This window comes from Sphingomonas sp. NFR04 (assembly GCF_900114095.1).
GTDB lineage: Bacteria > Pseudomonadota > Alphaproteobacteria > Sphingomonadales > Sphingomonadaceae > Sphingomonas.
This window is the reverse complement of the sequence record NZ_FORV01000003.1, coordinates 1-16,268: the sequence shown is the minus strand read 5'-3', so window position 1 is coordinate 16,268 and position 16,268 is coordinate 1. Positions and strand designations below refer to the sequence as shown.

Sequence of the window (16,268 nt, the reverse complement as noted above, 5' to 3'; positions counted from 1 at the left end):
GAAGCCATGGCGAGCGCAACCAAGGTCCTGATCGTCGAGGACGACAGCCATATCCGGCGGCTGCTGCGCGGGGCGCTTACCCGCGCAGAACACCAGGTGATCGAGGCGGCGACGGCGCGCGAGGCGATCGCCGCCTTCGGCATCGACAAGCCTGACGCCGTGTTGCTCGACCTCGGCCTGCCCGATCGCGACGGCATCGAGCTGATCCAGCAGGCCAAGGCGGGCGGGGCGGCGGTGATCGTCGTTTCTGCGCGGACGGATACGAGCGAGAAGGTCGCCGCGCTCGACCTCGGCGCCGACGATTACTGCACCAAGCCGTTCGATACCGAGGAACTGCTCGCCCGCCTGCGCACGGCGCTCCGCCACCGCGTCGCCGGATCGGCCGAGCGCGAGCAGCTGACGATCGGGGCGGTGGAAATCGACCTCCTCCACCGCCGCGTCCGCCGCGATGGCGCGCCGGTGCACCTCGCACCCAAGGAATATGGCGTGCTGGCGCTGCTCGCGGCGCATCCCGACCGGGTGATCGCCCATGGCCAGCTGCTGCGCGAGGTATGGGGCCCGGCGCATGTCCAGCAGCTCGACTATTTGCGGATCGTGGTGCGCAACCTGCGCCAGAAGCTGGAGGCGGACCCCAGCCGGCCGCAGCTGATCCTCAACGAGCCGGGAGTCGGCTACCGGCTGGTGGCGGGCTAGCACTCCTCCTTATCCTCCCCCGCCAGGGGGAGGTGGCGCCGCAGGCGACGGAGGGGGAGGATGCCAGAACCTCTCGACCAGCGTGCTGCCTCCCCCTCCGTCAGGCCTGCGGCCTGCCACCTCCCCCTGGCGGGGGAGGATATGTGCGCACATCGGCGCCTTCTACTTCCCGCTGCTTCACCGCTTCATGCGTCTAATGACAACGTTTGCACAGCAAACACAGTTTGTTGCTGGCCGTTGCTGAAAAGCCACAACGGCGCATCCGCATTTAATTGACAATTTGTTTTTCTATTGCGAAACCCTCTGCAAGAACCGCGGACCAGAAACTGACAGCGCGGTCACAAAGAACCGACTGGGGCCTGGGGCCATCGGTGAAAGAGGGAGAAGGATTGTGTCCTACGGGAATCTGTTTCGTACGTCGGCGTCTGCGCGCCAGCGGTTGCTCGCCCAGCTGATGCTCGGCACCAGCCTGTGCGCCGCGCTGCCGGGGCTGGCCCTTGCCCAGGCTGCGACGACGCAGCCGCAGGCCGGCAACACGTCGGCACCGCAGAACGCCGCGCCCGGCGACAGCGACGGCGATATCGTCGTCACCGGCTATCGCGCCTCGATCGAGACCAGCCTGGCGCAGAAGCGCGATGCCAACGCGTTCGTCGACGTGATCACCGCCGAGGACGTCGGCAAGTTCCCCGACAAGAACGTCGCCGACGCGCTGCAGCGCGTGCCGGGCGTGGTGATCGAGCGCGACGGTGGCGAAGGCAGCCGGGTGAGCATCCGCGGCCTCAGCTCCGACCTGACGCTGACCGAACTCAACGGCAACTTCATCGCCTCCGCCGATTCCGGCGATCCGTCGCGCAGCTTCAACTATCTGCTGCTCCCGGCGAACCTGATCGGCAGCGTCGAGGTGTTCAAATCCTCCGAGGCCCGGCTCGACGAAGGCGGCGTCGGCGGCGTAATCATCAACCACACGCGGCGCCCGTTCGACCTCAAGCCCTGGTCCGGCAACGTCCAGGTCGAGGGCACCTATTCGGACGTGACCAAGAAGGTCGAGCCGAGCGTCTCCGGCCTGCTCTCGTGGCATAATGAAGACAAGACCATCGGCTTCCTGCTCGGGGCGACCTACCAGGTGCGCACCAATCGTACGCTGAGCGCCGCCACCGAAAGCTGGCACTGGTGGACCGACGCGAACAACACCAAGCAGGCGACCGACGTCAACGGCAAGACCTACGCCAATGACGACGCCATCTCCTACTGGAACGACGGCGTGACCACCCAGGGCGGAACGCATTACAACGGCTATTGGGCGCCGCAGTCGGTCGACGAGACGGTGCTGATCGAAAAGCGCAAGCGTCTGGGCATCCAGGCGACGGCGCAGTGGCAGCCGTTCGAGGGCTTCAACCTCACCGCCAATTATTTCCGTTTCCAGCTCAACGGCGACAACGTCTCCAACCTCATCAAGATTCCGGAATGGGGCTATGGTGACTTCTTCACCGGCGGCAAGTTCGACAAGAGCGGCACGATCCTCACTTCGGCGACCTTTCAGGTGCCGCAGGACGGCACCGCCTGCCGTACCGGTACCTCGCCCTGCACGATGGAAACGCCGGCGATGCAGAGCTATTATGCGCGCCAGAAGACCGTTTCCAACACCTATGACCTGCACGGCGACTTCACCCGCGATCGGCTGACCGTGTCGTTCACCGGCGGCAAGACCCGCGCCACCGGCGGCCCCTCCTTCCAGTTCTACGCCCAGGCCAAGCCGCGGCTGGTGGTCGGCGACGGCCTCGTCAATCGCGTCAACGGCAACATGCTGAGCCAATGGGGCTTCACCGACCAATCGGTGGCGATGCAGTTCTCGCCCGAGCTCCAGCAGAATCTGATGAAAGGCATCTCGCAGGTCGATCTCGGCTCGACCGGCTCGGGCTACACCAACAGCGCGATCGAGCAGAAATATGCCCAGATCGACCTCACTCGCCGCTTCGACAGCTTCATCGACTCGATCCAGGTCGGCGCCAAGTGGCGCGATGCCAAGGTGGAGCGCCAGACCGGGCGGTTCGAATGGTATTCGGATGCGGCGGGCACGCTGCGCTACCAGGATACCGCCGGCGCCGCAGTGACCCAGCCGGCCTTCTTCCAGAGCCAGCCGATCGGCAACATCGCCGGCGGTTTCTCGACGAGCGTCTTCCCGGCGTTCAACATGGACAACTACCTGGCCTATCTGAACAAGACCTATAACGGCCCCGTCCGCGTGCCCGAGCCGGAGAACCGCTACGACATCAAGGAGCGGATCTGGGCGGGCTACGCCCAGGCGAACTTCAAGATGAACAATGTGCGCGGCAACATCGGCCTGCGCGTGGTGAACACCAAGCAGTCGGGTGTCTCGACCGACGTGATCTATTACGAGAATGATTACTGCCAGAACACCAACGGCAATCCGTTCACCCCGCCGCCGGTCGGCCCCGACGGCAACTGCCTGGTGCTGCCGCAGTCCCAGCGCGAAGTGAAGGTGTTCAGCCCGAACGACGAATCGAAGCGCTACACGGACTTCCTGCCGAGCTTCAACATCTCGTGGGACGTCACCCCCAACCTGCTGATCCGCGGCGCGGCATCGAAGGTGATCGCGCGGCCGGGCTATGGCGATCTCGCCGGCGCCCGCTCGCTGACCTTCAACTCGGACGCGTTCGTCTATGACCGTGCCCAGTTCGGCGCGCTGCCCGGCTGGTTCGGCGGCGGCGGGAACTTCAACCTGAAGCCGTTCAAGGCCTGGCAGTATGACGTCGGCGTGGAATGGTATTTCCACCGTGGCTCGGTGCTGGGCGGCACGCTGTTCCGCAAGGACGTGTCGGACTTCATCGTGCCGCTGGTGCTCGACATCCAGAGCGAAGTCGCCGGCCAGAACGTGACCGTGCAGCAATATTCGACCCAGGCGAACGGCTCCAACGCCGTGTCGCAGGGCGTCGAACTCTATGCGCAGCACACGCTGCCCTTCGGTCTCGGCGCGCAGGTGAACTTCACCTATAACGACACCTCGGTCGCCGAGATCACGCTGGACGGCAAGAAGGTGGGCGATTCCCCGCTGGTGGGCAGCGCCAAGACGCAGATCAACGGCTCGATCTTCTACGAAAACAAGAAGCTGCTGCTGCGCGCCTCGTACAACCGTCGCGGTACGCGGGTCGGCGGCATCCAGTCGGGCTTGAACGTCTATTCGGATCCGTACGAGCAGATCGACCTCAACGCCTCGTACAGCTTCTTCGAGAACCTCCAGCTGACCGCCTCGGTGATCAACCTCACCAAGTCGGAGGAGCGGGCGCATCTCGGCAACGACACCGACGCGCGCTTCATCAGCAACCAATATACCGGGCGCCGCGCCTATCTGGGCCTCGCCTACAAGTTCTGATCAAACCCCCCTCTGGCGGGGCGGCCATGTGCCGCCCCGCCACCTTTTTTATCCGCTTTTCACCCTGCGGATCGGCCAAGGAGAGGCTCATGCGATCGAAGCTCCGCCGGGCGTTTGCCCTTCTGGCCCTGATGGCGCCGCTCGCCGCCGCCGCGTCCAACCCGATCGTGCGCGGCTGGTATGCCGATCCCGAGATCCGCGTGTTCGACGGCCAATACTGGATCTACCCCACCTATTCCGCCGATGACGGCGCGCCCGATCGGACCCGGCGCTTCACCCCCGCACAGGAAGAGGCCCGCAAGCGCAAGACGGTGCGCCCGTCCTACGCCTACCAGACCTTCTTCAACGCCTTTTCCTCGCCCGATCTCGTCCACTGGACCAAGCACTCCCATGTCCTCGACGTGACGCGGATTTCCTGGGCGGCCTATGCGATCTGGGCGCCCTCGGTGATCGAGGCGCAGGGGCGCTACTACATGTTCTTCTCCGCCAACGACATCCAGAGCGACCAGGAACTGGGCGGCATCGGCCTCGCGGTCAGCGACAAGCCCGGCGGGCCCTTCCGCGATGCGCTCGGCAAGCCGCTGATCGGCGGATTCCACAATGGCGCGCAGCCGATCGACCCCTTCGTGTTCCGCGATACCGACGGGCAGGTCTATCTCTATTATGGCGGCTGGCGGCACTGCAACGTGGTGCGGCTGAGCAAGGACCTGCGCCGCGTGCTCTCCTATCCCGACGGTTCGACCTGGAAGGAGATCACGCCGCCGGGCTATGTCGAGGGCTCCTTCGTCATCCAGCGCAAGGGGGTCTATTATCTGATGTGGTCCGAAGGCGAATGGACCGGCTCCGATTACCGCGTCGCCTATGCGACCGGACCCAGCCCGACGGGTCCGTTCACGCCGCGCGGCACCATCCTCCAGGAAGATCCGAAGATCGCGCGCGGGGCGGGGCATCATTCGGTGGTCAATGTGCCCGGCACCGATCGCTGGTACATTGCCTATCACCGCCGCCCGCTTGCCGACCAGCAGGGCGAGCATCGCGAACTCGCCATCGACCGCATGACCTTCAACCCGGACGGCACCATCCAGCCGGTCACGCTCACCAACCAAGGCGTGGCGCCCGAGCCGCTTCGCCGCACCCGCACCCATTGACGCCGCGCCCAGCCAAAGGAACCTTCGTGCCCCTTTTCTCCGCCAAGCCGCTCCGCGCCGCCGCCTTCGCGCTCCTCGCCAGCGTCACCACGCTGCCTGCCGTTGCGCAGCAATCCGATCGCAGCGAGGCACTGGTCGATCTGGTGAACCCGCTGATGGGCACCGATTCCACCTATGAGCTGTCCTACGGCAACACCTATCCCGCGGTGGCCGTGCCCTGGGGGATGAACTTCTGGACCCCGGTCACCGGCAAGCCCGGCAGCGGCTGGGGGTATATGTACCATGACAACAAGATCAACGGCATCAAGCAGACCCACCAGCCCAGCCCGTGGATGAACGACTATGCCGCCTTCTCGCTGATGGCGGAAACCGGCCCGGTGCGGATCCGCGAGGCCGAGCGCGCCTCCTGGTACAGCCACAAGGCCGAGGAAAGTCACCCGTATAGCTACCGCGTTTATCTCGCCGACTATGACGTGACCGCGGAAGCCGCGCCCACCGCGCGCGCCGCGCAGTTCCGCTTCACCTTCCCCAAGGCGGATGACGCGCACATCGTGCTCGACGCGTTCGCCGGCGGATCGAGCGTCACCATCGATCGGGCGCGGCGGCGGATCAGCGGCTGGGTGCGCAACAATCATGGCGGCGTGCCGGGCAATTTCCGCAACTATTTCGTCGCCGAGTTCGACCATGACTTCGCGGTCAGCCGCAGCTGGGACGACAATTGGCAGCTGACCGCCGACGCGCAACGCGAGGGCAACCATGTCGGCGCGGTGGTGAGCTTCGCCACCCGCGCCGGCGAGCAGGTCCATGTGAAGGTCGCCTCGTCCTTCATCAGCCCGGAGCAGGCCGAGCGGAACCTCGCCAGCGAGATCGGCGGCGACGGCTTCGAGCAGACCAAGGCCAAGGCCAAGGCGGCATGGGAAAAGGAGCTCGGCCGCGTCCGCGTCACCGATCCCAATCTCGACAACCGCCGCACCTTCTATTCGGCGCTCTACCGCATGCTGCAGTTCCCGCGCATGTTCTACGAGATCGATGCGCAAGGCCGCCAAGTGCACTACAGCCCCTATGACGGGCAGGTGCATCCGGGCCCGATGTACACCGACAACGGCTTCTGGGACACGTGGCGCGCGGTCTTCCCCTGGTTCGCGCTGATGTACCGCGAGCGTGACGGCGAGATCATGCAGGGCCTGGTCAACACCTATAAGGAAGGCGGCTGGTTGCCTGAATGGGCGAGCCCGGGCTACCGCGACGTGATGATCGGCTCCAACTCGGCGAACCTGATCGCCGACGCGTACCTCAACGGCGTGCGCGGGTTCGACATCGAGCCGCTCTACGAGGCGATGGTCAAGAACGCGACGACCAGCCAGGGCCGCCCCAAGGACAAGAACGGCAATGTCGTCGGCGCGGTCGGTCGCGAGGGCGTCGAATATTACAACCAGCTCGGCTATGTGCCCTATGACGTCGGCATCAACGAGAATGCCGCGCGCACGCTGGAATATGCCACCGCCGACTTCTCGCTGTCGCGCCTCGCCGCGGCGCTGGGCAAGAAGGACGATGCCCGCCTCTATGCCGAGCGCGCGCAGAATTTCCGGAAGCTCTACGATCCCGAGAGCGGCTGGATGCGCGGCCGCAACAAGGACGGGTCGTGGGAGACGCCGTTCAATCCGTACAAATGGGGCGACGCCTTCACCGAGGGCAATGCGCTCCATTACAGCTGGTCGGTGATGCAGGACGTGCAGGGCCTGATCGACCTCATGGGCGGCGACGCCAAGTTCGTCGACCGGCTGGACTCAGTCTTCGCCACCGCGCCGATCTTCGACGACAGCTATTACGGCCAGGTGATCCACGAGATCCGCGAGATGCAGATCGTCGACATGGGCCAGTACGCCCATGGCAACCAGCCGATCCAGCACATGATCTATCTGTACGACTGGGCCGGCGCGCCGTGGAAGACGCAGGCCCATGTCCGCGACGTGATGCGCAAGCTCTATGCCGCGACGCCGGACGGCTATCCCGGCGACGAGGACAATGGCCAGACCTCGGCCTGGTACGTCTTCTCGGCACTCGGCTTCTATCCGGTGACGCCGACCGTGGGGCAATATGCCGTCGGCAGCCCGCTGTTCCGCAATGTCCGGCTCACCATGCCGGGCGGCAAGGTCCTGACGATCGAGGCGACCAACAACAGCGCCGAGAATGTCTACATCCAGTCCGCCACGCTCAACGGCCGCGCCTACACCAAGCCCTGGCTGTCACGCGAGGCGCTGCAGGCGGGCGGCAGGCTGCGCTTCGTGATGGGGCCGACACCGAACAAAAACTGGGGCGCGCGCAAGGCCGATGCGCCCTTCTCGATGAGCGCGCCCAAGTGAGCGCGGGGGAGAACAAGATGCACTTCGATCGACGTTCCCTGATGGCAGGCGCTGCGGCGCTGGGTGCCGCCGCCGCATTGCCGGGTGCCGCGCGCGCCGCCGCCGGGTTCGTCAGCAAGCGCCCGCCGGTGGCCAAGCGCCGCTTCGTCAGCAAGGCGGTGGAGGCGGAGATCGCGCGGGTGAAGGCGCGCATCGCCGATCCCGAACTCGCCTGGCTGTTCGAGAATTGCTACCCGAACACGCTGGACACCACGGTGGAGATCGGCACGCTCGACGGCCGGCCCGACACCTTCATCATCACCGGCGACATCGACGCGATGTGGCTGCGCGACAGCTCGGCCCAGGCGCAGACCTATGTTCATCTCGCGGGCCAAGATCCGGCGCTGCGCCGGCTGTTCGTCGGGCTGATCCAGCGCCAGGCGCGCTGCATCCTGGTCGACCCCTATGCCAATGCGTTCGAGAAGGACCCCAAGGCCAAGTCGAGCCTAGAATGGTCGCAGGTCGACGTGACCGACATGAAGCCGGGCGTCGCCGAGCGGAAATGGGAAATCGATTCGCTCTGCTACACGATGCGTATCGCGCATGCCTATTGGACGCACACCCGCGACAAGACGCCATTCGACGATCTCTGGTCGCAGGGCGCCAAGCTGGCGGTCGCCACCTTCCGCGTGCAGCAGCGGAAGGAGGGCCCGGGGCCGTACCACTTCCAGCGCCAGGCGGTTGCGCCGACCGACAGCGTGCCGATGGGCGGATACGGCGCGCCGACGCGCAAGATCGGGCTGATCCACTCGATGTTCCGCCCCTCGGACGATGCCTGCGTCTACCCGTTCCTGATCCCGTCCAACCTCTTCGCGGTCTCGGCGCTGCGCAAGGTCGCGCAACTGCACCGCGAGACGCGCGGCGACGAAGCGGCGGCGAAGGATGCGGAAGCGCTCGCGGACGAGGTCGAGAAGGCGCTGCACGAACACGCGCTGGTGCCCGACGGCAAGGGCGGCAAGGTCTGGGCCTATGAGATCGACGGCTTCGGCAACTGGATCTTCATGGACGACGCCAATGTCCCCAGCCTCTCGGGCCTGGCGATGATCGACGCGGCGCGCCGCGACGATCCCTTGTTCCGCCGCACCGCCGATCTCACGTGGAGCGATCGCAATCCCTATTATTTCGAGGGCAAGGCGGCGAAGGGCATCGGCGGGCCGCATATCGGGCTCGACATGATCTGGCCGATGTCGATCATCACCCATGCGCTGAACAGCGATGACGATGCCGTGATCGCCCAGTGCCTCACCTGGCTGAAGACCACGCATGGCGGCACCGGCTTCATGCACGAGAGCTTCAACAAGGACGATCCGACCAAGTTCACCCGCGCCTGGTTCGCCTGGACCAACGGGCTGTTCGGCGACCTGATCCTCGATCTCGAGCGCCGCCGCCCCGCGCTGCTCGCCCGCCGCTATTAATTCCTCGCATTCGGAGCCGATGACGATGACCATCGCCACACGCCGCCAACTCCTGCTGGGCAGCGGTACCGCCGCGATCGCTGCAGCATTGCCGCGCACCGCCTGGTCCGCCGCCTTTGAGGCCGCGCGGCCCGATCTGTTCATCGGCACCGGCGGGCACGGCCATACCTTCCCCGGCCCGGCGCTGCCCTTCGGCATGGTTCAGCTGGGGCCGGATACCGACAACAGCCGCTGGGACGCCTGTTCGGGCTACCACAAGGACGATGCGACGCTGCTGGGCTTCTCGCACACCCACCTGTCCGGCACCGGAATCGGCGACATGCTCGACGTGCTGGTGGTGCCGAGCCGCGGGCCGCTCAAGCTCGCGCCGGGCACGCTGGAAAAGCCCGAGGGCAGCTATCGCCAGCGTTATTCGGACGAGCATGCCGAGCCCGGCTATTACCGCGTCCGGCTGGAATCGGGGGTGCTCGCCGAGCTGACCGTCACCGAGCGCACCGGCCAGCATCGCTATACCTTCCCCAAGGGCGAAGGGCATATCCTGATCGATTTCGCGCATGCGATCATCGACAGCTGGGACAAGGGCACGCTCGTCGAGGACGCGTCGCTGGCGCTCTCGCCGGACGGGCTGCTCACCGGCAGCCGCAAGGTCAATCGCTGGGCCAAGGGACGGCACATCCACTTCGCACTGCAGCTGTCGCGCAAGCCGAGCCGGGTGCAGTTCTTCGGCGACGACGACGCACCCGCGCCGGCGGGCGCGACCGGCGTCACCGGCAAGCGGCTCAAGGTAGCCTTCTTCTTTGACGATGCCGGTGCCACGCCGATCGAGATCAAGACCGGCATCTCCGCGGTCGATGTGGCCGGCGCCAAGGCGGCGCTCGCGGCCGAAGCGCCCGGCTGGGCGTTCGACGCCACCCGCGCGGCGGCGGCGCGGACCTGGGCGCGCGAGCTGGACAGCATCCGCGTCGAGGGCGGCACCCCCGAACATCGCACGATCATGGCGAGCGCTCTCTATCATGCCTCGCTCTCGCCGACGCTCTTCACCGATCGCGACGGCCGCTATGTCGGGCTCGACCGGCAGGTCCACCAGACGACCGGTGACGCGCCCGCCTACAGCACCTATTCGCTGTGGGACACCTACCGCGCGCTGCACCCGCTGCTCACCCTGATCCGCCCGGACATGGCGGCGCGCTTCACCCGGGACCTCGTCCGCCAGACGCAGCAGAGCCCCTATGGCCCACCGGTGTGGCCGCTCCAGGGGGTGGAGACCGCGTGCATGATCGGCTGGCACGCCGTGTCGGTGCTGGCGGAAGCGCGCAACAAGGGGATCCAGGCGGACTATGCCGCGGCCTGGCCGAAGATCCGCGCGCGCGCCTTCGATCGCAATTTCCCGGACATCGACAGCACGCTGGGCCGCGGCTTCTATTACGATCTCGGCTATGTGCCCGCCGACAAGATCTGGGAATCGGTCAGCCGCACCCAGGAATATGCCTATGACGATTGGGCGATGGCGGTGCTCGCCGAAGCGGCCGGCGCGCACGACGATGCGGCGGCACTGCGCAAGCGCGCGCAGAACTATCGCAACGTGATCAGCACCGAGATCGGCTTTGCGCGACCCCGCTTCGCCGACGGCAGCTGGTGGAAGGACTATGATCCGATCCAGCTCGGCCACAACCCCGACAAGCAGCGCGATTACACCGAGGCGAACGGCTGGCAGGCGACCTTCCTCAACCAGCACGACGTGTACGGCCTGATCGACCTGTTCGGTGGCGACCAGAAGTTCGAGGCCAAGCTCGATGCGCTGTTCACCGCGCCCTCGACGCTGCCCAGGAACGCGCCGCCGGACATTTCCGGCCTGGTCGGGCAATATGCCCATGGCAACGAGCCCAACCAGCACGTCGCCTATCTCTATGCCTATGCCGGCGCGCCGTGGAAGACCCAGGCGATGGTCCGCCGCCTGTGCAACGAGATGTACAAGGCCGATCCGGACGGCGTGATCGGCAATGACGATTGCGGTCAGACCAGCGCCTGGTTCATCCTCAGCGCGCTCGGCTTCTATCCGGTCGATCCGGTGAGCGGGATCTATGTGTTCGGCTCGCCGCTGTTCGATCGTGCCGAGATGCAGCTGGGCGGCGGGCGTACCCTGCGCATCCGCGCGGTCGGCAATGCGGCGGACCGGCCTTATGTCCAATCAGTGACCTGGAACGGAAAGCCCTGGAGCCGGAACTGGATCGGTCATGCCGATTTGGCACAAGGTGGCGAACTGGTCTTCACCATGGGCGCCAAGCCCTCCCGCTTCGGCGCCGCCAAGGCGGATCGACCCCCATCCTATGGCCGCTTGGCGCGCTGACGAAGCCACGGGGCGTCCGTGCGACGCCCCGTAATCGTTTGCATAGAAACCAGAATGTAACCTTTCGGCAACGCTTTGCGAATTATCGCAATCAAATTGCGTTTTTAGGTAACCTGGTTGTTGCCCAGATGAAACCAGCATGACACCTTCTTGGAACCAAGCCCGGTAAGGCCGCTTGGGACCCCAGACGCGAACACCGCGCAGCCGCGCTCCCGAGAGCATGGCGGTCCCGATCGGCCGGATGTCTCCGGAGCCTTGGCCAGCAAGAGGGGACTTGTTCATGATGCTACGGGGAGTTTGGGCCAGCAGTTGTTGCGTGGCCGCGCTGATGGCGGTGCCTGCCGCCGCACAGACCAATGACAATCCGCCGGTCTCGATCGGTGATCCGGTCGCGTCGGCCAAGCTGGCCGACGCACCCGACCAGGACGCCGCGGGCGGCCCGATCGTCGTCACCGGCACGCGCATCGTCCGGCCGAACAACCGCTCGGCCGCGCCGATCGTCACCACCACTGCCGCCGAGATCGCCGCGCAGGGCGCGACCACGATCGAGGAAGTGACCAACCGCCTGCCGCAGGTGCAGGTCAATTCCGAGCAGAATTTCAGCGACTCCGAAGGCCGTCAGCGCATCAAGCTGCGCAGCCTGGGCTATGAGCGCACGCTGATGCTGATCGACGGCCTGCGCATCGGCCTGCCCAACTCGGTCGACGTCGGCATCATCCCGAACGCGCTGGTCGATCGCATCGACGTGCTGACCGGCGGCGCCTCGTCCGTCTACGGGTCGGACGCGGTCGCGGGCGTGGTCAACTTCGTGCTGAAGAAGAACTTCACCGGCATCCGCATCGACGGCAACTACAGCTTCTTCAACCATGACAACCGCAGCAGCGCCGTGACCGATGCGGCGGAGCGCGCCGGCTTCGCCGCGCCGCTGGGCATGAAGAACGATGGCGGCCGCGCCGACGTCAGCATCGCCGCGGGCACCAACCTGTTCGACGGCAAGGTCAACATCTCGGCCTTCGCCGATTATCGCCAGTCGAGCCTGGTCCGCCTGCGCGACCGCTCGAACGCGGTCTGCGAAGTGATCACCAGCAGCCGCACCTCGCCGCTCGCCTGCTCGCGCGCCAGCTACACGCCGGCGGGCACGATCATCCCGGGCGGGATCAACGGTACGCAGTACGTCAACAACCCCAACGGCAACGGGACCTTCATCCCGATCAACAGCGGCGGTCCCGGCAGCTCGGCCAACCCATATGACGACTGGGCATTCCAGCGGCCATTCCACCGCGTCAATGCCGGTGGCTTCCTCACCGCGCAGATCAGCGACCACATCGAGCTCTACAGCAACGTGCTTTGGTATCGCGACAAGTCGTACAACACCCAGCTCAACCGCAACTATTCCTACTCCGCCTATGGCGATGGGACGGTCCCGTTCCAGGTGAACTGCGACAACCCCTTCCTCTCCGCCTCGCAGGCGCAGACGCTGTGCGGCGCAAACGCGGGTGTGGCAGGGCAGTTTGCGCCCCTCGACGTGCGCTATCGCTTCGATTCGCAGCCGCTGGTCCGCCAGGAATTCATCAACGCCGGCTACCGCGTCACCGCGGGCGTGCGCGGGCGGGTGCTCGACAATGTCTGGTCCTATGACGTCGCGGGCATGCTGTCGCGCGCGCAGCTCGACACGATCGACGTGCCGTTTGCACGCTTCGACAACATCAATCGTTCGCTCAACGTGGTGAACGTCAACGGTCGCCCGACCTGCCGCTCGGTGATCGACGGCAGCGATCCGTCCTGCGTGCCGTTCAATGCCTTCGCGCCGTTCAACAATGATTCGGCGCTGAACAACTATCTGTTCGGCGGCGCAACCGGCGGCATCGCCAAGCGCATCCCGCGCCTGCTGCAGTTCGTCGGCACGGTGAGCGGCGATCTCGGCAAATATGGCATCACCTCGCCGCTCGCCGAGCAGGGCGTGGCGGTCGCGATCGGCGCCGAATATCGCGACGAGATGGATCGCACCGACTACAACGACATCTTCCGCGAAAACAACAGCAGCGGGGACAACGTTCGGGCCACCCAGAACATCCTCGAAGGCAATATCGAGATCCAGGCGCCGCTGGTCGAGCACCAGTCCTGGACCAACCTGTTGCAGCTGAACGGCGGCTACCGTCTGTCCAAGTACAACCGCCTGAACGACAAGTTCGGCACCTGGAAGATCGAGGGCATCTGGGCGCCCATCGAGGACATCACCTTCCGCGCGTCGATCAACAAGTCGCAGGCGGCACCCGGCGTCGGCGCGGCTGCCAATGCGTCGAACATCTCGTTCAACCAAGGCTTCTACGCCGATCCCTGTGCGCCGCAGATCGATGCGTCGAACCCGAACGGCCCGCGCGTCGCGCCGTCCTGGTCGCCGCAGCAGTGCGCCCGCACCGGCCTCGCGACCAACCTCTACAACAGCACGACGCTGATCTGCCCGAACGATGCCTGCACGGTCCGCGAGGGCGGTTTCGCGCTGCGCCCCGAGACGGCCTACAGCAAGACCTTCGGCGTGGTGCTGCGCCCGCGCTTCGTGCCGGGCCTCACCGTGTCGGTCGATCGCTGGCTGATCGACCTGCAGGACCAGCTCGAGTTCTTCAACCCGCTCGACTGGCTCAACGGCTGCCTCACCACCGGCAACGACTATTATTGCCGCGGCATCAAGCGCAACGCCGACGGCACGCTGTCGAGTTCGCCGGCCGGCAACCCGGCAGCCGGCTGGGTCTCGCGCGGTTCGACCAACGGCTACAAGTCCAAGTCGCACGGCTGGGATTTCCAGGGCCAGTATAATGTCGGCCTGGGCAGTGTCGGTTCGCTCGACATGAGCTTCAACGGCACGCTGATGACGCTGGTCGGCAGCCAGGGCGCGCCGGATATCACGCCGCGCGACTGCACCGGCTATTTCGGCAGCGGTTGCGGCGAGAGCATGCCTACCTGGGCCCACCAATTCCGCACCACCTGGATGGCGCCGGGTCGCGTCGCCAGCGTGTCGCTCAACTGGCGGCATCGCAGCGGCATGCCGATGACGGCCTATGCCCCGGCCAGCACCGGCATCCCGGCGCTGCCCGAAGGCGACAAGCGCGATGCCTATCCGGGCATCAAGGCCTATGACTGGTTCGACCTGGCACTGACCTTCGACATCAACAAGCGCATGACCTTCCGCCTCTCGGCGAACAACCTGTTCGATCGCGACCCGCCGATCGTGCCGGACAGCCGCAGCCGCATCGGCCTGCTGCGCGGCAACACGATCATGGGCTACGACCTGCTGGGCCGCCAGCTCGTCGCGGGCGTCTCGCTGCGCCTGTAACGAAGCTGCTGCATTCCCCCGGGGATTCGTCTCCGGGGGACTGTACCCGACGCACCATCACCCCGCGACGGCCGACCACTCCAGGCCGAACCGCGCCAGATATTTGCGCAGCCGATCGGCATCATTGGCCGAGCTGCGGCGCGACCGCGAGGCGGCGAACAGCGCGCGTCCGGCCTCCGAAAGCGAGCGGCTGCTTCGGCGGGTCTGGACGACGGCTGCGAGCTGTACCCGATCAAAGGCATCGATCTCCGCCAGCGCTTCGGGCGACAACAAGCCCGTCAGAACGTCGCCTTCCTTGTCGCGCTGCCCCGACCAGAGCCGCGTCAGCCGGGCGATCTCCGCATCCACGCACGCACCGTCGATCCGCCCCTTCGGGCTCAGCGTCGCCATGCGGGTGACGCTGGCGGCCAGGTCGCGGAAACTGCCGGGCCAGCGCGCGTCTGGGCCGGTGGCGTAGGCCAAGTAGCGCTGGCGGGCTTCCTTGTTGAAACTGACCCGGGCCCCTTCGCGCTCGGCGTGGCGATCGAGTTCATAGTCGAGATTGGGCTCTATATCCTCGCGGCGTTCGGCGAGGCCGGGCAGCTGGAAGGTCCACAGGTTGAGCCGCGCATAGAGATCGTCGCGGAAGGTGCCCGCGGCCACGGCGCGGCCGAGGTCGCGGTTGGTGCCGGCGATCAGCTGGAAGTCCGAGGCGACTTCCTTGTCCGACCCGACGGGCAGGAAGCGCTTGTCCTCGATCGCGCGCAGGATCATCGCCTGCTCGTCCACGCCGAGCTCGCCGATCTCGTCGAGGAACAGCATCCCCTTGTCGGCGGCGCGGAGCAGCCCCGGCCGATCGGCGAATGCCTTGAACTGCGCGCCGACCGCCCCGCCGAAGTCGACTGGCTCACAACAGGATGCTGATCGACGCAGCCCAACGCGCGGGGCCAGCGACCCGCTCTGTGTACGTACGCTAATGTCCCGCCGCGAAGGCGAATCAGGAGCTTACTTGCCAGTGAAGGAATCATGTATGGTTTCATGACGAACGAATTCATCCGACGATGTTTTCCGTACATTTTCCGTACGGCCGTCGCGATGCTTCGCTAAGTCATTGAAAAGATGGCGCACCCGACAGGATTCGAACCTGTGGACTCTGCCTTCGGAGAGACAAATTCAGGTATTTTGACGTCCATGGCCATCCAACTACATCCATGTATATCAATATGTTAACGAAATAAGTGCGCGCTTGTGCAGAGCGATCCGGAGGGGTATATTTGACGTATATTTGACGTATATTTGACGTATATTTGACGTATATTTGACGTATATTTGACAAGTTTTCAGGTCCAACATGCCGAAAAACCTGAGAGAAACGCCAATCACCACTCGAGCATCGCGGGCGAATTTGACGCCGGGTGTACACTGGCGCCTGCTCGATCCGGACACGCATCTTGGCTACCGCAAGGCGAAGCGGGGCGGGCGATGGCTGGTACGCAGCTACGAAGGGGATGGTGCGTATCGGCAGCAGACCATCGGCACAGCCGATGATGTGATTACCGAAG

General features: G+C 65.5%; 8 protein-coding genes and 1 pseudogene. 8 read left to right on the top strand and 1 reads right to left on the bottom strand.

The window, feature by feature from the left end:
- The first annotated feature begins 6 nt into the window (after positions 1-6).
- The 7 genes from BM009_RS10055 to BM009_RS10025 all read left to right on the top strand — a co-directional run bounded on the left by BM009_RS10055 (position 7) and on the right by BM009_RS10025 (position 14,727).
- A complete protein-coding gene (locus tag BM009_RS10055) occupies positions 7-693 on the top strand; it encodes a response regulator (RefSeq protein ID WP_093295894.1) in 687 nt (228 codons plus the stop codon).
- Between the two features lie 391 nt (positions 694-1,084).
- On the top strand, positions 1,085-4,084 hold the full coding sequence (locus BM009_RS10050; RefSeq protein ID WP_254772240.1) for a TonB-dependent receptor: 3,000 nt from the start codon (positions 1,085-1,087) through the stop codon (positions 4,082-4,084).
- 89 nt (positions 4,085-4,173) lie between these two features.
- A complete protein-coding gene (locus tag BM009_RS10045; protein WP_093295893.1) occupies positions 4,174-5,232 on the top strand; it encodes a glycoside hydrolase family 43 protein in 1,059 nt (352 codons plus the stop codon).
- Positions 5,233-5,258: 26 nt separating this feature from the next.
- A complete protein-coding gene (locus tag BM009_RS10040; RefSeq protein ID WP_093295891.1) occupies positions 5,259-7,595 on the top strand; it encodes a GH92 family glycosyl hydrolase in 2,337 nt (778 codons plus the stop codon).
- Between the two features lie 17 nt (positions 7,596-7,612).
- Entirely contained in the window at positions 7,613-9,049 is a 1,437-nt protein-coding gene (locus BM009_RS10035) for a glycoside hydrolase family 125 protein (protein ID WP_093296537.1), read from the top strand.
- A 25-nt stretch (positions 9,050-9,074) separates the two neighbouring features.
- Complete coding sequence (locus BM009_RS10030) at positions 9,075-11,396, top strand: GH92 family glycosyl hydrolase (protein WP_093296535.1); 2,322 nt, start codon at positions 9,075-9,077, stop codon at positions 11,394-11,396.
- 316 nt (positions 11,397-11,712) lie between these two features.
- Positions 11,713-14,727 carry a TonB-dependent receptor domain-containing protein gene (locus tag BM009_RS10025; RefSeq protein WP_254772239.1) on the top strand — a complete coding sequence of 1,005 codons (3,015 nt, stop codon included), beginning with the start codon at positions 11,713-11,715 and terminating at the stop codon, positions 14,725-14,727.
- Positions 14,728-14,784: 57 nt separating this feature from the next.
- On the opposite strand, the gene BM009_RS10020 is transcribed toward BM009_RS10025, so the two are convergent.
- Complete coding sequence (locus tag BM009_RS10020; RefSeq protein WP_302847364.1) at positions 14,785-15,639, bottom strand: sigma 54-interacting transcriptional regulator; 855 nt, start codon at positions 15,637-15,639, stop codon at positions 14,785-14,787.
- A 418-nt stretch (positions 15,640-16,057) separates the two neighbouring features.
- On the opposite strand from BM009_RS10020, the pseudogene BM009_RS22785 reads away from it, so the two are divergent.
- Positions 16,058-16,268: pseudogene (locus BM009_RS22785) on the top strand (integrase); the annotation flags it as partial.

Excerpts from the sequence above, each read along its gene's own strand:
- BM009_RS10030 (WP_093296535.1), top strand. The coding sequence starts at position 9,075 with ATGACCATCGCCACACGCCGCCAACTCCTGCTGGGCAGCGGTACCGCC.
- BM009_RS10045 (WP_093295893.1), top strand. The coding sequence starts at position 4,174 with ATGCGATCGAAGCTCCGCCGGGCGTTTGCCCTTCTGGCCCTGATGGCG.
- BM009_RS10035 (WP_093296537.1), top strand. The coding sequence starts at position 7,613 with ATGCACTTCGATCGACGTTCCCTGATGGCAGGCGCTGCGGCGCTGGGT.
- BM009_RS10055 (WP_093295894.1), top strand. The coding sequence starts at position 7 with ATGGCGAGCGCAACCAAGGTCCTGATCGTCGAGGACGACAGCCATATC.